General features: G+C 33.8%; 16 protein-coding genes. 8 read left to right on the top strand and 8 right to left on the bottom strand.

What is annotated here, in order from left to right; translation table 11 throughout:
- Positions 1 to 81 precede the first annotated feature (81 nt).
- From ACFFVB_RS17015 to nagB, 3 genes are all read left to right on the top strand, one after another.
- Positions 82 to 2,343: a glycoside hydrolase family 3 N-terminal domain-containing protein gene (locus tag ACFFVB_RS17015; RefSeq protein WP_382384431.1), complete on the top strand. Its 2,262-nt coding sequence runs from the start codon at positions 82 to 84 to the stop codon at positions 2,341 to 2,343.
- An 82-nt stretch (positions 2,344 to 2,425) separates the two neighbouring features.
- Positions 2,426 to 3,760: a sugar MFS transporter gene (locus ACFFVB_RS17010; protein ID WP_382384430.1), complete on the top strand. Its 1,335-nt coding sequence runs from the start codon at positions 2,426 to 2,428 to the stop codon at positions 3,758 to 3,760.
- Positions 3,761 to 3,918: 158 nt separating this feature from the next.
- On the top strand, positions 3,919 to 5,847 hold the full coding sequence (nagB, locus tag ACFFVB_RS17005; RefSeq protein ID WP_382384429.1) for a glucosamine-6-phosphate deaminase: 1,929 nt from the start codon (positions 3,919 to 3,921) through the stop codon (positions 5,845 to 5,847).
- Positions 5,848 to 5,988: 141 nt separating this feature from the next.
- Here nagB and ACFFVB_RS17000 read toward each other — a convergent pair whose 3' ends face one another.
- Positions 5,989 to 6,450: an Lrp/AsnC family transcriptional regulator gene (locus tag ACFFVB_RS17000; protein ID WP_382384428.1), complete on the bottom strand. Its 462-nt coding sequence runs from the start codon at positions 6,448 to 6,450 to the stop codon at positions 5,989 to 5,991.
- A gap of 175 nt (positions 6,451 to 6,625) precedes the next feature.
- On the opposite strand from ACFFVB_RS17000, the gene ACFFVB_RS16995 reads away from it, so the two are divergent.
- The 3 genes from ACFFVB_RS16995 (at position 6,626) to ACFFVB_RS16985 (ending at position 11,188) form a co-directional block, all read left to right on the top strand.
- Positions 6,626 to 7,579, top strand: coding sequence for an NAD-dependent epimerase/dehydratase family protein (locus ACFFVB_RS16995; protein WP_382384427.1), 954 nt, complete (start codon positions 6,626 to 6,628; stop codon positions 7,577 to 7,579).
- A 20-nt stretch (positions 7,580 to 7,599) separates the two neighbouring features.
- Entirely contained in the window at positions 7,600 to 8,790 is a 1,191-nt protein-coding gene (gene kbl, locus ACFFVB_RS16990) for a glycine C-acetyltransferase (protein WP_382384426.1), read from the top strand.
- A 250-nt stretch (positions 8,791 to 9,040) separates the two neighbouring features.
- Complete coding sequence (locus ACFFVB_RS16985) at positions 9,041 to 11,188, top strand: S46 family peptidase (protein WP_382384425.1); 2,148 nt, start codon at positions 9,041 to 9,043, stop codon at positions 11,186 to 11,188.
- A gap of 192 nt (positions 11,189 to 11,380) precedes the next feature.
- On the opposite strand, the gene ACFFVB_RS16980 is transcribed toward ACFFVB_RS16985, so the two are convergent.
- The 7 genes from ACFFVB_RS16980 to ACFFVB_RS16950 all read right to left on the bottom strand — a co-directional run bounded on the left by ACFFVB_RS16980 (position 11,381) and on the right by ACFFVB_RS16950 (position 21,080).
- On the bottom strand, positions 11,381 to 14,875 hold the full coding sequence (locus ACFFVB_RS16980; RefSeq protein ID WP_382384424.1) for an AAA domain-containing protein: 3,495 nt from the start codon (positions 14,873 to 14,875) through the stop codon (positions 11,381 to 11,383).
- 201 nt (positions 14,876 to 15,076) lie between these two features.
- Positions 15,077 to 16,405, bottom strand: a complete 1,329-nt coding sequence (locus tag ACFFVB_RS16975; protein WP_382384423.1) for a sodium:proton antiporter — start codon at positions 16,403 to 16,405, stop codon at positions 15,077 to 15,079.
- A 488-nt stretch (positions 16,406 to 16,893) separates the two neighbouring features.
- Positions 16,894 to 17,739 (bottom strand): 5-oxoprolinase subunit C family protein, encoded by an 846-nt coding sequence (locus ACFFVB_RS16970; protein WP_382384422.1) that lies wholly within the window; start codon positions 17,737 to 17,739, stop codon positions 16,894 to 16,896.
- Positions 17,732 to 18,460, bottom strand: a complete 729-nt coding sequence (pxpB, locus tag ACFFVB_RS16965) for a 5-oxoprolinase subunit PxpB (RefSeq protein WP_382384421.1) — start codon at positions 18,458 to 18,460, stop codon at positions 17,732 to 17,734. Before pxpB ends, ACFFVB_RS16970 begins: the two co-directional genes overlap by 8 nt.
- Before the next feature lie 4 nt (positions 18,461 to 18,464).
- Positions 18,465 to 19,202: a 5-oxoprolinase subunit PxpA gene (gene pxpA / locus ACFFVB_RS16960; RefSeq protein WP_382384420.1), complete on the bottom strand. Its 738-nt coding sequence runs from the start codon at positions 19,200 to 19,202 to the stop codon at positions 18,465 to 18,467.
- A 2-nt stretch (positions 19,203 to 19,204) separates the two neighbouring features.
- Positions 19,205 to 20,434: an Nramp family divalent metal transporter gene (locus ACFFVB_RS16955; RefSeq protein ID WP_382384419.1), complete on the bottom strand. Its 1,230-nt coding sequence runs from the start codon at positions 20,432 to 20,434 to the stop codon at positions 19,205 to 19,207.
- 409 nt (positions 20,435 to 20,843) lie between these two features.
- A complete protein-coding gene (locus ACFFVB_RS16950; RefSeq protein ID WP_382384418.1) occupies positions 20,844 to 21,080 on the bottom strand; it encodes a helix-turn-helix domain-containing protein in 237 nt (78 codons plus the stop codon).
- Positions 21,081 to 21,187: 107 nt separating this feature from the next.
- On the opposite strand from ACFFVB_RS16950, the gene dinB reads away from it, so the two are divergent.
- A complete protein-coding gene (dinB, locus tag ACFFVB_RS16945) occupies positions 21,188 to 22,402 on the top strand; it encodes a DNA polymerase IV (protein WP_382384417.1) in 1,215 nt (404 codons plus the stop codon).
- Positions 22,402 to 25,359, top strand: a complete 2,958-nt coding sequence (locus tag ACFFVB_RS16940; protein ID WP_382384416.1) for a DNA polymerase III subunit alpha — start codon at positions 22,402 to 22,404, stop codon at positions 25,357 to 25,359. The genes dinB and ACFFVB_RS16940 overlap by 1 nt, the downstream gene beginning before the upstream one ends.
- The last annotated feature ends 78 nt before the right edge of the window (positions 25,360 to 25,437 follow it).

Raw genomic sequence — 25,437 nt, 5'->3', positions numbered from 1 at the left:
CTTGAAAGTTTTTTTAAAGTAAAAAACATGGTCTTAGATTGTTAGTAACATATAAGGCCTTAAATAGTTTAAAAAACCATAATGAAAAAAATACTTTTTTTATCCTTAACTCTTACTATCGCAATGAGCTCTTATGGGCAATCGAATTCTAAAATATATAAAGATGCTTCGGTATCTATAGAAAAAAGAATTGATGCGTTATTACCGCTAATGTCGTTGGAAGAGAAAGTAGCACAGATGCGAATCTTTCACGCTAATATTGGTATTGGAGCGGATAAAGATGGTCATTTAAAACTTTCAGATAATGTTGTCGAAAAATTAAAATTAGGAATAGCTGGTATTAAAAATCCTGGTGAAAGTCTTAGTCCGCTTGAATCAGCAAAACTAAACAACGAACTTCAAAAATATATTATTGAACATAACCGTTGGGGAATTCCTGCACTTTTTGTTACAGAATCTTATAATGGTGTAGATGCCGAAGGAAATACCGTTTTTGGTAGACCTATAACTTCTGCAGCCTCGTTCGATCCTAGTTTGGTAAATCGTTTATGGGACGTGGTTGGACGAGAAGCACGTTTAAGAGGGATGCATATGTGTCATTCTCCTGAAGCAGATATTGTTCGCGATCCACGTTTTGGAAGAATGAGTGAAGCTTTTGGTGAAGATACGTACTTAACAACGCAAATGGTTACTAGCGCTATAAAAGGTGTGCAAGGTAATTATGATGGGCTTGGTAATGGAACACATATCGGAGCAGTAGTAAAACATTTTGCTGGCTACGGTCAAGTTTTAGGAGGTACTAATTTTGCAGCTGTCGAAATTTCTCCAAGAACACTTATCGATGAGATTTATCCGCCTTTCGAGGCTGCTGTAAAAGAAGCAAGAACCTTAGGTGTTATGGCGTCACATGCCGATATTAACGGAGTGGCAAGTCATGGTAATCCCGCTCTTATAAATGGAGTTTTAAAGAATCAATGGGGTTTTAATGGTTATGTGGTATCAGACGCAAACGATATTGCGCGTTTGTATTCATTTATGAAAGTTGCAGAATCTAAAGAAGCTGCCGCAATAATGGGACTTACTGCCGGTATGGATGTCGATTTGTATTCTGAAGATGCATACGGACTTTTACCAGAAATAGTGAAAACACATCCAGAGATTGTGCCCATGATCGATGAAGCTACGCGACGTGTGTTACGTACTAAATTTATCTTAGGACTTTTTGATAATCCTTATATTGATATCGATACTGTCGAAAAAAGTGTAAGAAGTAAATCGTCTTTAGCATTGGCTCAAGAAGCCGACTTAGGGTCGATAATTTTATTAAAAAACGAAAATAATACACTTCCTTTAGCTAAAGGAAGCAAGAAAAAAATAGCGCTTTTAGGACCAAGAGTTACTGAGAAAACAAAGGCGGCTTTCGAATCTATTTCTGGAAACAAAAATACATTTGTTGCAGAAACAGGTTTTAAATTAACGAATGAAAAAAGAGGAATTCCATCACTGAGTACAGATAATGAAGCTGGAATTGACAAATTAATAGAAATTGCAAATACATCGGATGTTGTTGTGCTTTTCTTAGGTGGAGATGGTTTTACCTCTAAAGAAGCCTTCTTTGGTAGTGCTTTAGGAGATAGAGCAACAATAGACCCAGTTGGTCCTCAGGATGAGTTAATGACAAAAATTAAAGCCTTAGGAAAACCAACAATAGTGGTTTTGCAACACAGAAGAACGTTATCTATTAACACCATTTCGGAACAAGCAGATGCGATTTTAGACGGTTGGGATTTAAGTGAGTTTGGCGATAATTCTATGGCAAAAGTAATTTTTGGCGAAGTGTCTCCTTCAGGAAAATCTCCAGTAACCATCCCGAGATCTATCGGTCAATTACCATTTCACTATAGCGGTAAAGAAATAAACAATAAAAAAGAATATTTATTTATGGAGAAAGGGCCGTTATATCCATTCGGATATGGTTTAAGCTATTCATCATTTAAGTATGCTAATTTAAAATTATCTAATCCTACAATGTCATCAAAAACGAATATTGATGTTAGTGTAGAGGTTACTAATACAGGTACTTTAAAAGCAAAAGAAGTTGTTCAGTTGTACATTAAAGATCAAGTTGGTTCTGTATTAAGACCTGATAAAGAATTAAAAGGTTTCGATAAAATTGAATTAAACCCAGGAGAAACGAAAACAGTTACATTTTCTATTACTCCTAAAATGTTAGAATTTACTGGAATTTCAATGGATAAGATTTTAGAATCTGGAAATTATACAGTCATGATAGGGACATCGTCTAACGAAGGTCTTAAAGGTGAATTCAGACTTAATAAATAAGATTAAAATACGAACAAACGACTTGCCAAATTATGGTAAGAACTTTAAAAAATATTAACGCTCTAAAACCCCGTAAAAAAGCATGTCTAATGTAGCAGAAACAGTAACCAATAAAAATTCAAATAAAATTGCCATTGCAATTATTGCAGCACTTTTTTTCATTTTTGGGTTTGTAACTTGGATTAACGGTGCACTTATCCCGTTCATGAAAACGATTAACGAACTTACAGATGCTCAGTCTTATTTAGTAGCATCGGCATCGTATATTTCATTTGTAGTAATGGCGCTTCCTGCGTCTTATATTCTAGATAAAATAGGATATAAAAAAGGTATGTCTTTAGGTTTATTTGTTATGGCTATTGGAGCCTTAATTTTTATTCCTGCAGCAGAAGCAAGAACATACTGGTTGTTTTTAACAGGTATATTTGTTCAGGGTATGGGAATGACGTTATTACAAACAGCTTCTAATCCTTATATCACCATTCTTGGTCCAATAGATAGTGCGGCTAAACGTATTGCTATTATGGGAATCGCAAATAAAGTTGCAGGTGCTTTAGGATCTATAATTTTTGGAGCCATTTTACTTTCCGGAATTGATGAAGTAAAAGATAAATTAGCTACAGTTTCTTTAATTGAAAAGGATCAATTGCTAAATACTATGGCAGACAGTGTGGTGACACCATATATTGTTATGGCCATCGTGTTAGCTGTATTGGGAGTTTTAATTAGAAAGGCACCACTTCCAGATATTGAAGTGCCAGAAGATGATGCAACTGTAGATGTTAAAGATCAAAAAACAAGTGTGTTTCAATTTCCTCATTTATGGCTAGGGGTAATTACATTATTCTTTTATGTAGGTGCAGAAGTTATCGCAGGAGATACTATTATTTCTTACGGGATTTCATTAGGATTTTCTTCGGAGGAAGCAAAATCTTTTACAGCATATACGTTATTAGCAATGGTGTTAACGTATGCTTTAGGTGTGGTCTTAATACCTAAATATTTAAAACAGAAAACAGCATTAATTATTAGTGCTGTATTAGGAATCGTTTTTAGCTGTTGTATACTTTCAACTTCGGGATTAGTGTCTGTCTTATTTGTTGCAGCATTAGGAATCTCGAATGCTTTAGTATGGCCTGCAGTTTGGCCATTAACATTAGAGGGCTTAGGTAAATTTACTAAAACGGCTTCAGCTTTACTTGTTATGGCGATATCTGGGGGGGCAATTATTCCGCCTTTATACGGTAAGCTGGTAGATATTAATAAAGCAGATTTAATATTGAATGGTATGGGCGAATCGGAAGCATTATCTCAAGCCGCTACGAGTAGTTATTGGATTTTAATTCCATGTTATGCCTTTATTTTGTTTTTTGCATTATGGGGACATAAATACAAAAGTTGGACTAGAAAAAGTTAATATTTTTATCATTTCTAGTTAAACTAAGAAAGAGAATTTTACTGTTATTTCACATTTAATTCATTTTAAATGATGGATTCATCAACAGAAATAAAACAACCTATTACACCAAATGAAAATTAGATTATTATCTAATAGTAAAAATTAAATAAAATATTATGCTAAACAGTAAGATTGACAAAGCAACAGGTTTTGAAAAAAGATTTGAAAATATTGGAACTGTAGTTTATGAAAATTCTACTTCAGGTTCTAAGGCTGTTGCTAAGGAAATTGCCGATTTAATTAAGGTTAAACAATCTCAGAAACAGCCATGTATTTTAGGCCTTGCTACAGGGTCTTCTCCAAAAGGTTTGTATTCAGAATTAGTTAGATTACACAAAGAGGAAGGATTAAGTTTTAAAAATGTAATTTCTTTTAACCTTGATGAATATTATCCAATGCAACCAGATTCTGTAAATAGCTACGTGCGATTTATGAATGAATTGTTGTTTAATCATGTCGATATTTTACCTGAGAATTGTCACGTACCAGACGGGACATTATCTAAAAAAGAAATCGCTAATTACTGTACTGCTTACGAAGCAAAAATTGAAGCATTAGGTGGTATCGATTTGCAAATTTTAGGTATTGGAGGAAATGGTCATATTGGTTTTAACGAATCCGGATCATTACAAAACTCGAAAACGCGATTAGTTGCTTTAGATCATATTACAAGAGTTGCTGCAAGTAGTGATTTCTTAGGATTAAACAACACACCAAGAACCGCAATTACCTTAGGTGTAAAAGTGATTATGGAAGCCCAACGCGTTATTTTAATGGCTTGGGGAGAAGGTAAATCTAATATTATAAAGCAGTCTGTAGAAGGTCAGGTTACAAACTTAGTGCCTGCGTCTTTTTTACAAGAACATGGTAATGTCACTTTTGTTTTAGATAAAGAAGCATCGTCTAAATTAACGCGTGTTAATACACCTTGGTTAGTCGAAAAAATTGAGTGGACAGATAAATTAATAAGAAAGGCTGTTTTAGGTTTAGCTCAACATTTAAAGAAACCAATTTTAATGCTTACAGATGCTGATTATATTGAAAACGGTATGAGTGATTTGTTAGCAGATTCTGGACCAGCATACGATATTAATATTAAAATATTCAACAGGCTACAGAATACAATTACAGGTTGGCCGGGAGGAAAACCAAATGCAGACGATTCTAAACGTCCTGAACGTGCAGAACCTTCAAAAAAACGTGTGCTTATTTTTAGTCCGCATCCTGATGATGATGTGATTAGTATGGGAGGCACATTTAAGCGTTTACAAGAGCAAGGTCATGACGTTCATATTGGATATCAAACTTCTGGAAATATTGCAGTTTCAGATGCTGAAGCCTTACGATTTGCGGCATTCGTTTGCGATTATAACGACAAATTTGGAATTAAAAATGTAGAGGCTGAAAATATATTTAAGAAAGCTCTAGATTTTCTTCATAACAAAAAAGGAAGTGAAATAGATATCTCTGAAGTGAGACATATTAAAGGCTTAATAAGAAAAGGAGAGGCGCAAGCAGCATCTCATTTTATAGGTCTTGAAGATACTCATATTCATTTTATGGAATTACCATTTTATGAAACAGGTGCCATAGAAAAAATGCCTTTAGGAGACGAGGATATTAAGATAACAATGGATCTTATCGATAAGATCAAGCCACATCAGATTTATGCTGCAGGAGATTTAGCAGATCCACATGGTACGCATAAAGTATGTTTAGATGCTATTTTTAGAGCAGTAAAAGAACTGAAATCTAAAAAGTATATGGAAGACTGTTGGGTATGGTTATACCGCGGTGCATGGCAAGAATGGGGTGTCGATGAAATCGAGATGGCAGTACCAATGAGTCCTGACCAAGTTCTAGATAAACGACATGGTATTTTTAAACACCAATCGCAAAAAGATGGCGTTGTGTTTTTAGGAACAGATAGCAGAGAGTTTTGGCAACGTGCAGAGGATAGAAACAAAGAAACTGCCGAGGTTTATCATCAGTTAGGATTGGCGCATTATGCGGCAATGGAAGCTTTTGTAAGATGGCATTTTTAAAATAATTTAAATTTAAAAAAGGGTAATTAAATCATATTTAATTACCCTTTTTTTATATAGTGAAAATTGAATTTTAGCGATATGTTTAAAAATTATTTTAACTATGATGAGTTATTAAACCTATGGATATTGGTATTGCTCCTAAATATAAAATTCTGAAGTTTGCTTTATATCCTTTAAAACAAACGTGCTGTTTAAAACACCTATGTTTTCAATTTTAGATAGTTTGTATTTTACAAAATTGTGATAATCTTCTAATCCTTTCGTGTTTATTTTTAATATAAAATCAACTTCACCGGCCATGTGGTAGCATTCCTGCACCTCTTCAAGATTTTGAATTTGTTCTTCAAAATTTTCAATAAAGGCTTCATTATGATAGCGCATCGACACTTGACAAATTGTGGTAACAGACCTGTCGATTAGTTTTTTGTCTAAAATTGCGACATACTTTTTTATAAAACCTTGCTTCTCTAAGCGTCGTATGCGTTCGTATACAGGAGAGGCGGTAATGTTTAATTTATTCGCTATTTCTTTCGCTGTTTTTTTAGAATCCTTTTGTAAAATTCTTAAAATAGTGGTGTCAATCTCATCTAATGGTTCCATGATTTAAACTAAAAATTACTGTTATTTTATTTTTTAACGGTCTGTAAAAGTAAAATTAGTTTAATTTGTTCTTTTGGTAGTAATTATTACTTAATATTTATGATTATTTCTTTAAAAACATCACAAATTATAACTTTGTAAGTAAATTGAGCTTACGCTTATGAATATTTATGATATGGATACAGTTGTTTTAGTTATTGGTGCAAACGGTCAATTAGGTTCTGTTTTGGTGCAAACTTTACAAGAAAAATTTGGGATCGATAATGTTATTGCTTCAGATTTAAGAACAAAAGATGGATACACTGGTATCTTTGAAATTATCGATGCTACTAATCTTGAACGTATTCAAGACGTTGTTACGACATATAAAGTGACTCAGATTTATCACTTAGCGGCAATACTGTCTGCAAAAGGAGAAGAAAACCCATTGCAAACATGGGATATAAATATGAAAACAATGTTTAATGTTTTCGAAGTTGCTAGATTAAATAATATTGAAAAAGTATTTTACCCTAGTTCTATTGCTGTGTTTGGAGATGGTGCCGATAAAGAGTCTACACCAAACGATGCGTATTTAGATCCTGCTACGGTTTACGGTATAAGTAAAGCTTCAGGAGAAAACTGGGCACAATATTATTTCTTAAGATATGGTTTAGATGTGCGTTCTATTCGTTATCCTGGGGTTATTGGGTATCAGTCATTACCAGGAGGAGGAACTACAGATTACGCCGTAGATATTTATCATAAAGCAGTTTTAGGAGAAACTTACGATTGTTTTTTAAAGGAAGATAGTACGTTGCCTATGATTTTTATGGAAGATGTTATTCGTGCTACTATAGAGCTAATGGATGCGCCTAAAGAAGCCATAAAAACAAGAACGTCTTATAATATTGCGGGTGTTAGTTTTTCTCCATCAGAAGTTACAGCAGAAATTTTGAAAACGTATCCAGATTTTAAAGTAAATTACACACCAGATTTCAGACAAAAGATTGCTGATAAATGGCCAAAATCTATCGACGATTCATTTGCTAAAACAGAGTGGGGATGGAAACCAAAATACGATTTAGAAGCGATGACTAAAACCATGATTCAAGAATTAAAGATATATTATAGCCAAGTAGAAGCATAATCATTACAAAAACAAAAACTATGTATTCAAATATAAAACAAGATTTACAAACGGAATTACAAACTTTAAAAGAAGAAGGTTTATATAAAAGTGAGCGTATAATTACGACACCACAACGTGCGGAGATTTCGACAACAGAGGTTAGTAATGTTATCAATTTTTGTGCAAACAATTATTTAGGATTATCATCGCATCCAGATGTTTTAGAGGCCAGTAAAAAAACAATAGATTCTCATGGTTTTGGAATGTCTTCAGTACGTTTTATTTGTGGAACTCAGGATATTCATAAAGTATTAGAAGAAAAAACGGCTAGCTTTTTGGGGATGGAAGACTGTATATTATATGCAGCTGCCTTCGATGCTAACGGTGGGATTTTCGAGCCTCTTTTAACTGCAGAAGATGCTATTATTTCAGATGCTTTAAATCATGCTTCAATTATTGATGGGATTCGTTTATGTAAAGCTAAACGCTTTAGATATGCGCATAACGAAATGCAAGATTTAGAAAAACAATTACAAGATGCAGAAGGATCTAGACGTAAATTAATTGTAACAGATGGTTCTTTTTCTATGGATGGAACGATTGCTCAATTAGATAAAATTTGTGATTTAGCCGATAAGTATGATGCATTAGTCATGATAGATGAATGTCACTCTACAGGTTTTTTAGGTAAAACAGGACGTGGTACTCACGAATATCATAATGTTATGGATCGTGTAGATATTATTACAGGAACATATGGGAAAGCTTTAGGTGGCGCTTCAGGTGGATTTACAGCAGCAAGAAAAGAAATTGTAGATATTTTACGTCAGAAGTCAAGACCTTACTTGTTTTCAAATACTGTTGCACCTTCTATTGTTGGCGCTTCAATTAAAGTATTAGATATTTTAACAACATCGACAGAATTAAGAGATACGTTAGAAGAAAATACATTGTATTTCAGAAAAAAAATGACTGAAGCAGGATTTAATATTCTGCCAGGCGATCACCCTATTGTCCCTGTTATGTTGGAAGAAGCACCATTGGCTCAAGAATTCGCAGCAAAACTTTTAGACGAAGGTATTTATGTAATTGGATTCTTTTACCCTGTAGTACCTAAAGGAAAAGCAAGAATTCGTGTGCAATTATCTGCGGGACATAAACGTCACCATTTAGATAAAGCGATCGAAGCCTTTATTAAAGTTGGAAAATCTTTAAATGTGATTTCTTAATTTTAAAATATAAAGCAATCTAATTTCTATTTATAAACGTCCCTTTTTCGAGGTTCTTTAATTAGAAAACAAAGATTCAAATTCATTTTAAAACCCTTCTATACTTTAGAAAATGTATTAATTTTTTAAATATATAGGAGGGTTTTGTATGTTATGTTGTTAAAATCTTAAAATGAAGTTCGTTAATACTCAATACCTTAAAATTCTGTATTTTTATAGCTTGATTAAAAATAAATAAAACATACAAAACATGAAGAACATTGGACTTTTAATTATTGCTTTTATTCTGTCTTTGCCCTCTGCAATGGCGAATGAAGGGATGTGGTTTTTAATGCATATTGAGCGCTTAAATTATCGCGATATGCAAAAAATGGGATTGCAGCTAACACCTGAAGAAATTTACAGTATTAACAATCAGAGTTTAAAAGATGCTATCGTGCAGTTTAATGGTGGTTGTACAGCAAGTATTGTGTCGGATAGCGGATTGGTTTTAACAAATCACCACTGTGGTTATAGTGCTATTGCAGAATTATCGACAGCAGAACAGAATCATTTAAAAAATGGATTTTGGGCAGATTCTCAAGAAGCAGAATTGAAACCAGAAAGCTTGTATGTACGCTTTTTTGTAAGAATGGACGATGTCTCTAAACGTATTTTATCATTGGTTAATGATACGATGAGCGAAAAAGAACGTGAGGCTATTATTAACAAAGAGATTGCTAAAATTGAAGCAGAGAATAATGAAGGTGGTAAATACACCGTTTCTGTGCGTCCGTTTTACCAAGGTAACGAATATTACTACTTTGTTTACGAAGATTATAACGATGTGCGTTTAGTAGGAACGCCTCCAGAAAGTGTTGGTAAATTTGGTGGAGATACAGATAACTGGGAATGGCCAAGACATACTGGCGATTTTTCTTTATTTAGAGTTTATGCAAATGAAGCGGGAGAACCTGCAGAATATTCAAAAGCCAATGTGCCTTTAAAAGCAAAATATCATTTACCTGTAAATATCGATGGTGTAAAAGAAAATGATTTTGCAATGATTTTAGGATATCCTGGTCGTACCAACCGTTGGATGCCAGCTTCGGGAGTAGAGCAAAATGTAAAATATGCGTATCCTGCTTGGGTTGAAAGCTCTAAATTAAGCATGGATGTGTTTAAAAAATACATGGATCAAAGTGAAGAGGTTAATCTAATTTATGCGTCCAAATATGCTGGAATTGCGAACTACTGGAAGAACAGACAAGGGATGATTGATGCCTTAACAGCACACGGAACTGTTGAAACCAAACGTAAAACAGAGAAGAAATTCGCAAAGTGGGCCAATAAGAAAAAAAATAGAGATACTTACGGCGATGTTATTGAAAATATAAATAATTACTACGACTTAACGAATGAAAAATCAAAACAAGGTAATTACTTATTCGGTATGTTGCGTTCAAGTAAATTATCGAGTTTGCCTTATAGTTTAGGAAAAGGATTAGAGTATTACGCGAGTCAGAATGAAGCGAAGCAAGCCGAATTATTACCTAAACTAGAAGAATCTATTGCTGGTGGTTATAAAGATTTCTACTTGCCTTTAGAAAAAGAAGTATATGCTAAGCAATTGGGTTTATATGCTTCGAAATCTAATTATCCGCTTCCTGAAATTGTTTCAGAAATAGGAAAACAAAATAATAACGATTTTACTGCTTATATCGATGCTAGTTTTGAGACTAGTATTTTTACTTCAAAAGAAAAAGTAGAAGCATTCCTTAAAAATCCAGATATTACGGTGTTAAATAACGACCCTTTATACATTTTATCTGGTCAGTTATTAGAGAAGTACAGAGAGAATCCAGAGAGCTTAGTGCAACCTGAAAACGATTTTCAAGCGTCGTATAGATTATTGGTAGCAGGTTTGCGTGAGTCTGGTTTAAGTGAAATACAATATCCAGATGCCAATTCTACACTACGTTTAAGTTACGGAAAAGTGAGAGCTTTACCAGCAGATTCTAGAAACGATGCTAACGAAAATAATTATACGACGTTTAAGGGTATGATTAATAAATACAAGCCTAACGACCCTGAATTCGATTTAGAGCAAAGTATGTTGGATATCTACGAAAAGAAGGATTACGGACGTTATGCGAATGAATATGGCCAACTTCCTGTAAACTTTTTAACCGATAATGATATTACAGGAGGAAATTCAGGATCTCCAGTTATAAACGGAAAAGGAGAATTAATTGGTTTAGCATTCGATGGAAATATTGAAGCTATGGCGGGAGATGTTATTTTCGATTCAGACTTACAACGTACCATTAATGTGGATATTAGATATGTACTTTGGTTGATCGATAAATACTCTAATGCAAAACATATTGTAGATGAGTTAACTATTATTGATAACTAATTTATCTTTAAATCTTATTAGATATATAAAAAGCGACCTGAATTTCAGGTCGCTTTTTTTTGTTAAAAAGTCTCATGTCTCGAAATCGTGACGTATTAAATCTTGGTGTAATATATATATGCTTGATTCTAGATATACTCCAAAGAGTTTTTTTGTAATTTAAAATTGGACCTCAACGATTTATACTCATGATTATTTAGCGAATTTATTTAAATGTTCCTTAGTTTTTTTAATCATGTCTTTGGCCATTTCTCCTTTAACAACAAGTGATGCTTCTTCCCTATAATATTTACTTTGTTCGTCACGAACAGCAGAGAACCAATTAAATGAACCTTCAATAATTATATCGTTGTTAATAATTATTGTTTTATTATGAATACCATTTATAAGTTTTAATTGAGCTCCACTTTGTGTAATTAGTTCTCGACCTTTTTTTGAGTTTGGTTTTAATAGATTATTCTTCATGTCGAGTGTCGAATCGGTATAAACAGAAAGTTTAACTCCTCGGTTAATAGCACTTTTTAGTTTACTTTCTATGGCATTTATTTTAGTTGTATTTAATGTGTTTTTATCTCCATTTTTAGAAAAGATTATCGTCTCACATTCTATGGCATTCGAAGATATAAAAGGCGAAATAATGATTAACTCCGTTTCTGCTATGTCAAAAGCTCTTTCTAGAATGTCAATATGTTTTTTAAGTGTATGTATTCGTGTCACACCATTTGGAGTTTCACTATTCTCTGCTTCAAAAATAAATTTATTTGATAACTCACAATCAGGATCTTCCTGAAGCCATTTCTTTAAATTCCCTAAAGGTGTGTTTTTAGTTGCATCGAATGTATTTAAATTCCCAAAAACAAGAAAACTCGATTTTGCTCTGGATACAGCTACATTAAGCATATTGATGTTATCTGCGTATAAGGTGCTATTGCCAGGAGATAGAACAGAAGAAAAAATCACGATATCAATTTCAGAGCCTTGTAAAGCATGTACAGTCCCTGAGGTTATCTTGCTATATGCGGCTTTATTAATTTTATTTAATTCGTTTTTTATTAACGAAGCCTGGGACTTGTATGGTGTTACTATGGCTAGAATCTTATGAATAGCTTTACCATTGTATGCTTTTATTAATTCTTCTCTTTTACTTTCTATCCATTTAGAAATAATTTTGGCATCTTGAATATTACGTCTGCTATTTCCAATTTTACTGCTTTCACTATCAATATGCATGAAACCTTTCAAGGGAAGTCCCGTGTTTACCTTTCTGTGGTTTCCTTTTGTTAAGATTAGCTTATTTTGATAGACATAATCGTCTGAAAAAGATATTATTTTATCCGGACAGCGTCTGTGCTCTTTTAGAAGTGTACCTCCAATAGCTTCATCTTTAATAAAACAAGATTGTTGTGCGATTTGCATAAGATTACCTGAAGCGCATAAGAGTCCCGACTTTTTAAGCGTATTAAAATCATTATTGGAAAAATCAGCTTTAAGAATTGTATTCATTTTAAGATTTATAATATCAAGTTTTTCTTCTACAGACCATACGGGCTCAATTTGAAAAACATCTCCAACAACAATTGCTTTCTTCGCTAACGAAAAAGTTGGTAGGGAAACACCTGGAGCAACTTGACCGGCTTCGTCTACAATAAGTAAATCATATAAATCGAAATATGCTTTTGCTCCATCAGCTTTATCAAAAAATGTACTGTATTTTGGAATAGAATGGAAGGTTGAAATAAAAATAGGAGTTATGGCTGCATAGCGTTGTAATTTTTCTCGATAACTTTTTTTACCACGTTCCTTATCTACCTTTTGCTTCCTCTTTTCGAGTTTTATTAAGTATTCAGCTTCTCTAAAATGTATGGCATACCAAAAGGCTTCATAGCGATATGAAATGTCCATTTTAACCTGCATATCTTCAAGAGGAGATAAGCCGACGTATTCTTTGCCAGTTGATGCTTCTAAACTTTCAATAGTACTTCCGTAATTGGAATTAAATTTAGCAATACACGCTTTGTAATTCGACGTATAATCTTCAATGTTTTGAAGTAATTCTTTTAAGGAGTGTAATTCATTTTTAAGTTGAGTTCGCGTTTTTGTTTTTGCGATGAGGAGTTCGTTCAGTATATGAACTAAAGCATTATAATTACTGTAATCTGTTGCGCTATCTAAATTTAAATTGAGCAATGTTCTTTCAAATAAAGATGCTCTTCTTGCTTTGTGTTTTGGGAGAAAATGGAATAATCTCTGTAAAAATGGTTGTTTTTTGTTAGCAGAATTTAATTGTTTTTCGGAAGTAGATATGTGGTTGATTTTCTTCTCACTATCAATTATTTTACTGTTATACGTTTTTATATCTTCTTTTAAATGATCTAAACTTGAATAACCTTTATTTTTTAATAGCAGTACTGTGTTTTCATACCTTTCGGCAATATCGATATGCTCCGAAATAGCACTAACCTTTGAGTTTACTATAGTATAGAGTGCTTTTTTACAATCCTCGACATTCGTTTTGTTTTCAATATTCTGCTTAAATTCTCGTAAAAAGAAATCTTGTTTATTTTTTAAATTTGAATTTTCATAATCTTCAAAAAATCCGTTGCCATATTCGGAGGTACATGTCTGATATTTTTTAGTTTCACTAGAGGATAGGTATAGTCCGAGCGAGGTTAAATCAGGCAACCATCGCTTAGTTAAATTATCGTCTGAGTCGAGTGCAAAACTATCAAGAATGTTGGTTATGGCCTGATTATTTGTTGAACATGCAATAATAAGTTCGGGCTCTTGTTTATAAATAACGGTAGAAACAACACTATTAGCTATTACAGACTGTAAGAACGTAGTTTTACCTGTCCCAGGAGGGCCATTAACGGCCAAAATATTATTTTTTTCGAGAAGATTAAAAGACATAATACTTTCTCTTTGTGAAACAGATAACGGAAACTCACTACTCATCTGTCCCAAATGCATTTTGTTTCGAATAACAGCAGATTTATTGGGAATAGAAATATGTTTTATTTTATCTTGAGACAAAATAGTGTTTAATAACTTGTTGTTGGGAGGTGTTTTTTCTAATCTATTATATAGTAATCGAATATTTGTTGTTAAGCCACGTAATTCACCTAATTGGATAAATAAGTATCTGTTGTCTTTAATATTATATGTCTCAAAATTTTTAGCTGTAACCATAGAAAAAAAGGATTCACAAAGACCCCAATAAGATGCCCAAGAGTCATTCTTAAATTCAATTTTTTGTAAAGCGCTGTCAACCTCTTTAATCGTTGAAATCTGATAGGTATCATTAGAATTAGGACCTAAATATTCTCTTATAAAAAAGGGTTTAGATATGTTTTTGCCTGATTCTTGAGGAGCAAGTGTTCCATCCTTATACATAATAGCAGGTATCCAAAAGGGATAATATATGTCTTCTTTTACTTTCTTAGATTTTCCATGTTCAAATTTGGTTTGTAGGGAGCAGGGGCAAATGTCTACATTTATAAACTTGGTGTCTTTTTTTGCTTGCGAAATGTTCCATAAATAGTTTAGATGTTTTTCTGGGACTTTATCAATATAATAGGTGTCAATTGGAAGAGGAGAGGTTGTAATATCAATTCTTTTTCTGTCTGTATCTATTAATGTTTTCTTCCAGTAACTTAGCCAAGATTTTATATCCGAATTTTTAACCACTTTTTTTATAAGATTAATTACAGTACCAATATACTAATAGTTAATTTGTAGGATTTAGCATTATTGTAAATAATAAAAAAAATAGATTAATTAGATTATTTCTCAAAACTAAAAAATCCCCGTAATATTTATATTACGAGGATTTTTCTTTTAAATCTCAAATGAGATGGAGGACTTATTTCTAAATAAACCCAATTGTTTTTATATAAAAAGTAACTGTGTCAAAATGTATATAGGTAATAAAACAATCAATGAAAATTTAAACATATAACCGAAGAAACTTGGCATTTTAATACCGTGATCTTCAGCAATAGATTTTACCATAAAGTTTGGCCCATTTCCAATATATGTTAATGCACCAAAGAACACCGCACTAGTTGCAATGGCTTTTAAAATGTGCTCTGCCACGTTAGCTACGACCGCTACATTGTCTGCAATTGGAATACTAGACGCTACACTATGAAAAGCTACTGCAGTTGGTGTATTATCTAAGAATGCACTAAGAAATCCTGTTGAATAATAAAACTGCCATGCTTCTGTAAGTCCCATTCCTGGAGCATGTTGTTTTAAATAGATTAAGGTTGGTGTCATGGTTATAAATATACCAATGAATACAACGGCAACCTCAATAATAGGTCCCCATGAAAATTTGTTTTTTTCACGTGTCGTATTGGGTGTCGTAAAATAAGCGATTGCTGTTAAGGCTACAAGAATTATTTCTCGTAAATGCTTAAGCCAAAATGGAGCATCTTCTTTAGCCATATCAGGAATAACGTCGTGGTTTATAAAAGCAACAGATAATATTACACCTAATAAATAAATGAAATTCATGGCACCTGTAAGACGTATTGGTTCAATCTCTCTAGCATCTGCTTCTAAGTTTTCTTTAGGCTCTTTTTTGTAATATTTAGAGTCTACTATATAGTAAATAATAAGTAGTAATGCTCCTGTAAAGGCCCATTCTGGAATAAGGTTAAAAAACCATGTAAAACTTGCACCTCTTAAGTATAACATAAGCAATGGTGGGTCTCCAAGCGGTGTTAAAAGTCCACCACAATTGGCTACAGCGGCAATAAAGAATAAAATAGTATGTATGGTATATTTTCTTTCTTGGTTAATAGAAATTACTGGTCGTATAAGTAGCATGGCCGCACCTGTTGTTCCCATAAATGAAGCCAAAAGGTAACCCAAACCTAAAAATAACGTATTTACCCAAGGCTTTGCTTTTATATCTCCACTAAGATGTACGCCTCCAGTAATTACAAATAAGGACGTTAATAAGACAATAAAAGGGATGTAATCTCCTAAAATTTGATGTTCCAAATGTTGGGTGAGTCCCATGCTTACCAAATAATAAATTGTAGGAATACTTAAAACAGCCGAAACTAATAGTTTGTTCCGATTATTTTCCCACCACTCTTCTGCAATTAGAGGTCCTACGGCTATGGCCAATAAAATAATAAAGAAAGGTATTGATGGCCAAAGGGGGATTTGTTGTGCTAAGTCCGTACTAGCATGTATTAACAACATAATTTAAATTTTAGGGGTGTATTTTATTAGCACTAATTTATGAAAAATATCAACTATAGCGCATCTAAATTGTGTTGTTTAATGTTTAATTTTTTTGTAGATATATAGAAATAATATTAATATTTATGAGCTTTGTTATGAAATAAAATATAAATTATAATTATGATCTATCTTTTTAAGAATATTCGCGTATTTACGCGTATCACATATATTAAGGTTTTATTGAAGATATTCGATATATAATGCAAAATTGAGAATTAAAAAAAATCTATTTTGTACCGTGTTTTTATCTACACAGACGATTTGTTTTTATTTTTTTTGGAAGAAATATTTCAAATAAAATGTAGTATTAATAGAAGCTTTGTTAATTTTTAAATTCAAAAGAGAAATTTTAATATATATTTTCGGGTGCGGACACGAATTTTTTATGGTAAAGAAGCAAATGTTGCGATAAGTATTAAAATTTTTTGCTAAAAATTAAACAATTTTTATACAAGATTAAAACTAAACTGCTGTCCTGTGCGTTTTTGAGAAAGCATGGCGATACTAGAATGCTTTAATTGTAAAACTCTAGGATAGCCACCTGTCACTTGGCAATCTTTCATTAATACAATAAGTTTTCCCGAAGGCGTTAATTGTACTGTTCCAGGTAAAACAGGTGAGGTAATTATAGCTTTTAAAGCGTTCTCCAAAGGCTCTTCTAACAGATAGGCCATTCGGTTATTGGTATTTGAAATAGTAAAGGCAGATGAAACTAATTTTTGTTGCTGTAGCTCTGAAAGTAAATCGAATTCTGGGCCTTTAAAAACAGTGAGTTCCGATTGATCGAAATACTCTAAATTTACTTTTAGTATAGCGTTTAGATTTAAAGCGCTATTGTTATGCGTTTGAATGGGTAATTCGTCGTTTTTCTGCAAGCAGTAGCTTTTTGTTATGCGCGAATACATACTACGGCTGTTCATGGCTAAATCGCTCTTAATTCCGCCTTTTACCGCTAAATATGTTCGGAACCCTTTTTTTACTGCTCCAAAGCTTAATTTATCATGTGTTTTTATCTGTAATGCTTTATATGTAGGAACGGCTTTATTGTTTATTTTGGGTTGCATATCTGCTCCCGAAATACAAATTAATGTGTCGCATTGAAATTGTAACGACATTCCAATCATGGTCATTTCAATAACAGCATCATTTTCATGATTCCCAAGAAGCGTATTCGCTGTTTTCAAGGCGTATTCATCCATTGCTCCAGAATAAGGGACTCCATAATCCTGAAAACCATACCGACCTAAATCTTGAATGCTAGCGTATAAACCTGGTTTTAAAACTTTAATCATGGCGATCCTCACTTTCTATTTGGTAACTGTCTGTATCAACTAATAGTTTAATGTCTTTAAACTCTTTTAGGCTCACTGGGTAAAATTGAATATAATCACTGGGTTTTGCAAAGCAGGGTGTTTTAGTATTCGGATTGAAAAAGTTGACAGGTGTTTTTCCTATAATGCTCCATCCGCCAGGGCTATCACTAGGATAAATGCCGGTTTGGTGGCCGCCAATAGCAACAGATCCTTTTTCTATACGTGGTCTTGGTGTCGATTTTCTTGGCGTTATTAAGGCGTCGTCCAAACCACCTAAATATAGAAATCCAGGTAGAAAACCAATAAAGTAAACGGTATATATTACTTCAGAGTGTCTCTTAATAATATCTGCTTTCGGCATGTTTTTAGAAGCCGACATGGTTTCTAAATCTAAGCCAAATGCATCATCATAACACACGGGGATTTTCCAAAGTTTCGATTTTTTATAAGATGATATCGTTTTAGAACTATAAATGTTTTTTAATAAGTCGACTTCCTTTTCAAATAATATCACTGAATTATAAACGACTAAAATCGACTGATATGCCGAACGTATTTCACGGATATGTTCAATTTCTGAACTTTTTATTTTGTTCTTAAATTGGGTTAAGTCTTCTAAAATAGGTGCCGATATGTGATTGGGCCATTCAATTAAAATAGCATGCTCTCCAAAGGGTTTATACGAGGGGTCTAGATTCATTTTATTAACGAATTTGAATGCCCTTAGACGCTAGACGATTTGATAATTCAGAAATTAACAAATAGGCTTCAGGATTATCACCATGAATACAAAATGTTTCTGCTTTTATGGTCACTAATTCTCCTGTTATCGTTTTTACGTTTTCATTCGAAACCATATTATAAACATGCTCAAACATCGTATTCGAATCATGAATCATCGCATGTGATTCTGTTCTGGAAACTAAAGTTAAATCAGCATTATAATTTCTATCGGCAAAAGCTTCGTATATAATCGGAATTTGATGTTCAAGAGCTAGTTTAGCGATAACCGAGTTGTAAGGGACGTATAATTTTACGCGTAGCATTAAACATTTTAAGACTTCAATAATCACACTTGCAATTTTTTCATCTACAGCAGCCAAATTGTACAGAGCACCGTGTGGTTTAATATGGTGGAGGTGCAAGTGCTCGGCATCTAAAACATGAATTAAATCTTTTAGTTGTTTTTTAATAGAGATATATAAGGCTATGCTAGAGATATCCATAGGGTGTCTTCCAAAATTTTCTTTATCAGGAAAGGAGGGATGTGCACCTATTTTTACACCGTGTTTTTTTGCTAATAACGATACAGATTTCATCGTTTCAACATCGCCTGCATGTCCGCCACAAGCAATATTGCACGAAGAGATAAGAGGCATAAGATCAGACTCGTTACCAATGCCTTCGCCTACATCGGCGTTAATATCTATGTGAGTTTGCATGTTTAAAGTAGGTTTAGTTGGAACACCTTGTTTAAGGTCGCTATCGATAACAAGATACTGATAATTAAAATAATACCACCGAAAATATTTTGCTTCATACTGTTTTTATGAATTCCTAAAACCGATTTTTTGTTCATAATCCAAATTAAAAAACCAGCAATAACAGGTAGTAAAATACCGTTTGTGACTTGTGCAAATTTGATAATTTCGATGGGTTTAATTCCTAATGAAGAACATAGAACTCCTAAAATGATAATGCTTCCCCAGACACTTTTAAATTTAAAAGTATGCATGTCGTCTTTCCATCCCAAACACCCACTCATTACAAATGCGGCCGCTAATGGTGCAGTGATTGCACTTGTAATGCCCGCTGCAAATAAACCAATTGCCAGAAAATATTTTGCAAAACTTCCAAACAAAGGTTCTAGCCCTTTTGCTAAATCTACAGCATTGTGTACTTCTGAAGTCTGTATAGATGCGGCAGAAATCATGATACACATAGAGACCATACCTCCTAGAATAACAGCTATAATCGTATCTTTTCTAGCGTATTTTAAATCGGTTGGTGTTTTCCATTTTTCTTTCACTAAAGAGGCATGTAAAAATAAATTATAAGGGACAACCGTGGTTCCTATTAAAGCGATTACGGTTAGTAAATTTTCTTTTGATAGTTGCGGGGTAAAAGCCCCTTTAAAAATATCTGAAAGATTTGGTTTGGTTATAATAGCTGTAAATAGAAAGGCTAAACTCATTAAGGTTACTAATGCAACCAATACACGTTCTAGGATTTTATAATTTCCGGTATACAATAACGAGAAAGCAATCGCTCCAATTAGTACGCTAAATATATTTAAAGAAAACCCGGAAATATTTAAATTATATTCTCCTACAATAGCTTCTAAGCCTAAAACACCACCACTAATATTTCCAGCTTCGTAAGCGGCGTTTCCAATAACGATGGCAGAGAGTATTAAGGTTAAGGCTAAAACTTTTAAAACAGGATGTTTAATTTCTGTTCTAATAATTTCTGATAAGCCTTTTTGAGAAATAATACCCAATCTTGCCGACATTTCTTGTAAAACTACGGTCGCGATTATAGACAACACCATAGCCCAAAGTAAAGAAAACCCAAAGGCTACTCCGGATAAGGTACAAACGGTTACTGTTCCTGGGCCTATAAAAGCAGCTGCTACTAATGGTCCTGGACCAATATTTTTAAACCAATTTTTCAAATGTTATAATGCGATTAAACGTCTTTTTTTTTGTTGATTTTTAAATACTATATTCAACTTATAAATTTAAAAATTCAGAAGCTTTTCAGAAATCGTTTTCACTAAGGATGCTTTGTTTTTTTAAGTTGAATGACAACTAACCATTATAATGACTAAAAGAGCAAGGTGAAATTTCTCATAGGTCCTTATGTGATGGTTTAGTGTTCTAAAGTATAAAAAGGAGTTTTAAAGCAACAGTAGATATTTAGTTATTTTTTATTTCTAAAGTAAAAGGAAATATTGAATGTCATTTTTTGTAAAACGTCAATATTAGTTCTTGTTTTTAAGAATTTAATTGATGATTAGAATGCTTGTCTGTTATTAACAGTCGTGTTTTATTCTAATTTAATAGTAAAGAAAATAACAGAATTTAATTTCTGAGATCAATAAGCGATGCACTTTCTTTTAGTGTTAAGTTTTTACGCAAAAGCGTATCTATGGGGATTTTAAAATAATCTGAGACTGTAATTAAAAAATCTAAAGTAGGAGCAGAACGCCCTTCTTCGTAGGAGCTAATGCGAGACCTTGTAACATGTAAATCTTCAGCAAGAACTTCTTGAGTCAGTTTTTTTAAATGTCTAAGATGTTTTAGATTTTTAGCAATCATAGTCATAGCACGTTCAATAGCGTTTTTAGTATTTGTTTAGACGTTAAAATTTGTGTTTGCTACAAATACGAGCAATACTTGATTGCAAATGTAACTAATTTTGTGGTATGAATAAAAATATACTACATCTAGATTTGGATACCTTTTTTGTGTCTTGTGAGCGCTTAATAGATAGTCGTTTGCAGAAACGTCCATTGCTTGTTGGGGGGACGGGAGATCGCGGTGTAGTGGCAGCGTGTAGTTACGAAACGCGTCGGTTTGGAGTGCATTCGGGTATGTCTATGAAAGTAGCACGGCGCTTATGTCCTGAAGCTGTAGTAATTCGTGGCAATGCATCTATTTATTCTAAATACTCACATCAGGTTACCGATATTGTTAAGGAGCATGTGCCCATTTTTGAAAAAGCAAGTATCGACGAATTTTATGCCGATTTAACAGGTATGGATACGTTTTTTGGGTGCTATAAATATGCTTCAGAATTACGAGCTAAGATTATAAAAGAATCTGGATTACCGATTTCGTTTGGACTGTCTGCTAATAAAATTGTGTCTAAAGTCGCAACAGGAGAAGCAAAGCCTAACAATCAGTTACAAATTGATCACGGTTACGAAAAATCGTTTTTAGCACCTTTGTCTATTCGAAAAATTCCATCGGTAGGCGATAAAACCTATCAGACTTTACGCAATTTAGGCATCGATAAAATTAGCGTCATTCAGAATATGCCTGTCGAAATGCTAACGAGCGTATTAGGCGCTAACGGCAGAACCATTTGGAAACGTGCTTTGGGCATAGATAATCCGCCACTTATTCCGTTTCACGAGCGTAAATCCATTTCTATAGAACGCACGTTTACAAAAGACACCATAGATATGGAGATGCTAAGGACCACCATTTTTGCGATGGCAGAAAGTTTAGCTTATCAGTTAAGGCGTGGTAATAAACTCTCGGCTTGTATAAGTGTTAAGATTAGATACTCCGATTTTAATACCTATTCTAAGCAAATTAAGATTCCATATTCTAGTGCAGATCATGTTATAATTCCTCAAGTTTTAGAGCTTTTTGAAACCTTGTATCAAAGACGCTTGTTAATCCGGTTGGTTGGTGTTAAGCTGAGTCATTTGGTGACAGGGAATTATCAAATTAATTTGTTTGATGATACCGAACAAATGCTAAACCTGTACAATGCGCTGGACAAGATTCGTAATCGTTTTGGAGAGCTTAGTGTGCAGAAAGCATCTTCTATGGGCGCCAAAACCATAGGCCGATTCGATAACCCATTTAACGGCGAGCCACCTGTAATTTTAGCACATAGAAAACAGTAATGTATTTAAATTGTCATACCTATTATTCATTAAGATTCGGAACATTTTCCGAAGTAGAATTACTTGCCTTAGCAAAAGAGCATGGTGTGGAATGTCTTGTGTTAACCGATATAAATAACACCTCTGCTTGTCTTAATTTTATTCGGAAGGCTTCAACGTTTAATATTAAACCAGTCGTTGGGATTGATTTTAGAAATGGAGCACATCAACAATTTGTTGGAATTGCTAAGAATAATGCGGGTTTTTTAGAACTAAATAGTTATTTGTCGGATTTTAGTCACTCCAAGAAAGCCATACCCAATGAAGCTTTAGAATTTAAAAACGCATTTATTATTTATCCGTTTGAAGCAGTCTTAGAACAAAATAAAACAACATTTAAAACCAATGAGTATATTGGTGTCTCTGCTGATGAACTTCGGAAATTACCGTTTTCAAAATATATAGTTTTCAAAGATAAATTAGTCATTCAGCAACAGGTAACGGTGCGTAATAAACGTGATTTTAATGCGCACAGATTGTTGCGAGCGATTGATAATAATATGCTACTCAGTAAACTTCAAAAAACGGAAGAATGTAGAGAACAGGATAAAATGCTGCCGGTTGAGGTGCTCGAGGATGATTTTAAACAATTCCCCTTTATCATCGAAAATACCAAGAAATTATTAGCGCAATGTGAGATTCAATTTAACTTTGGTGAACATCGCATATCTCAAAATCAGCAAACGTACTTAGCGTCTAAAGATGCGGACTACCAGTATTTAGAGCAACTTTGTAAAGATCATATTTCAAAACGCTATAGTCATATTTCCGAAAAAGTAAAAGAGCGTCTTCGAATAGAATTAAAAACCATCCGAGAGCTAGACTTTGTATCGTACTTTTTAATTAATTACGACATTATAACGTATTCAAAAAGTCAGGGATATATTCATGTAGGCCGAGGAAGTGGAGCGAATAGTATCGTGGCATATATTATCGGAATTACCGATGTAGACCCCATCGAGCTAGATTTGTATTTCGAGCGTTTTATTAATCCTTTTCGGGCATCACCGCCAGATTTCGATATCGATTTTTCGTGGAAAGACCGAGAAGATATCACGCAATATATTTTTAAACGATTTAAAAATGTAGCCTTATTAGCGACCTATAATACGTTTAAATATCGTGCTGTAGTGCGAGAGTTAGGAAAAGTATTTGGCTTACCAAAAGAAGAAATAGATAAACTCGCAGGAGGTAAAAGCCATGCGTTGGAGGGAGACGAAATGGCTGCTTTGGTACTAAAATACGGTGCGCTTATAGAAGGGTTTCCTAATCATTTAAGTGTGCATTCTTGCGGTATTCTTATTTTAGAACAGCCTATTCATTATTATTCGGCAACCGATTTACCGCCAAAAGGATTTCCAACGGTACAATTCGATATGATTATTGCTGAAGATACAGGCATTTTTAAATTCGATATTTTAGGGCAACGGGGTTTGGCAAAGATTAAAGAGGCTATCGAAATTATTGCGTATAACAGACCCGAAGTGCCCCCAATAGACATCACTCAGGTAGAATGCTTTAAAAGAGACCCGAAGATTAATACACTTCTTAAAAGTGGAAAAGCAATAGGGGCGTATTATGTCGAATCTCCAGCCATGCGTGGCTTGATGCAGAAATTACAAACGCAAGATTATATCGGACTCGTTGCTGCAAGTTCTATTATTAGACCCGGAGTATCTGGTTCTGGGATGAAAACGGAGTTTATAAGACGCCAACGAAAACCAGAAACAAGGCGAGAAGGGAATGCGAAGTTATTAGAGATTATGCCCGAAACTTATGGGATAATGGTCTATCAGGAAGATGTACTTAAGGTTGCTAATCAGTTTGCAGGTTTAACTTTAGGGGAAGCCGATGTCTTGCGGCGGGGAATGAGTGGGAAGTTTCGCTCGCGAACAGAATTTGTAGCTGTAGAAGAAAAGTTTATTGCCAATTGTAAAGCACGCGGTTATCCGGATGCTTTAACGTTAGAGGTTTGGAATCAGATTAAAAGTTTTGCGGGCTATGCGTTTGCAAAAGGGCATTCTGCATCGTATGCCGTCGAGAGTTATCAGAGTTTGTACTTAAAATGCTATTACCCGCTAGAGTTTATGGTGGCGGTATTAAATAATGGTGGCGGATTTTACAGTGCAGAACATTATATACACGAGGCTAAAATGTGTGGGGGAGATGTGCAACCACCGTGTATTAATAAAAGTGATCATCCTAATGTTATTAACGGCACTACTATTTATTTAGGATTCGGATACCTTAGAAGTTTAGAGCATCTCGTTATAAAACGCCTGCTTACAGAGCGTCAGTTTAATGGCGTATTTCAATCTCTAGACGATTTTATCGATCGTGTCCTTATTAGTATAGAACAACTAACTATTTTAATTCGAATAGATGCTTTTCGGTTTACAGGACAACCTAAAACGGAATTATTATGGCAAGCTATTTTTAAGTGTCAAGCGAACAAATCAAAATCGATACAATCAAAACTGTTTAAACCGGCTCAGAAACATTTTAATTTACCGAGTTTAAATACCTCGTTTGTAGAAGATGCTTACGACCAAATGGAATTGTTAAGCTTTCCGTTATGTTCCTATTTTAAATTGATAAACGAGAATTTACAACCTCATATTAAAGCAAAGGATATGAATAAGCATGTTAATCAGAACGTATTATTATACGGTATTTTGGTGAATACCCGATTTCATAACACTTCGCAAGGGAAGCGTATTCGGTTTTGTACGTTTACAGATCAAGAGGGGCATTATTTCGATACGGTACATTTTTCTAAAGTGGTTGATCAATATCCGGTTCATGGAATAGGTGTATATGCGTGTTATGGTAAAGTGACATCCGATTTCGATTTTTGTAGTATAGATATTCTTTGGAGTAGGAAATTGTCTGTTATTCCCGATCCTAGAGGAGATTAATAGTTTTAGTCGATCGAGCTTCTGCTTTTATATGCGTCTTAATATAAAATTAAAGTTCTAGTAAGTGTAATCTCTTTT

Source organism: Formosa undariae, from assembly GCF_042427615.1.
In the GTDB taxonomy this organism is placed as follows: domain Bacteria; phylum Bacteroidota; class Bacteroidia; order Flavobacteriales; family Flavobacteriaceae; genus Formosa; species Formosa undariae.
This window is presented reverse-complemented; position numbering and strand designations above follow the sequence as displayed.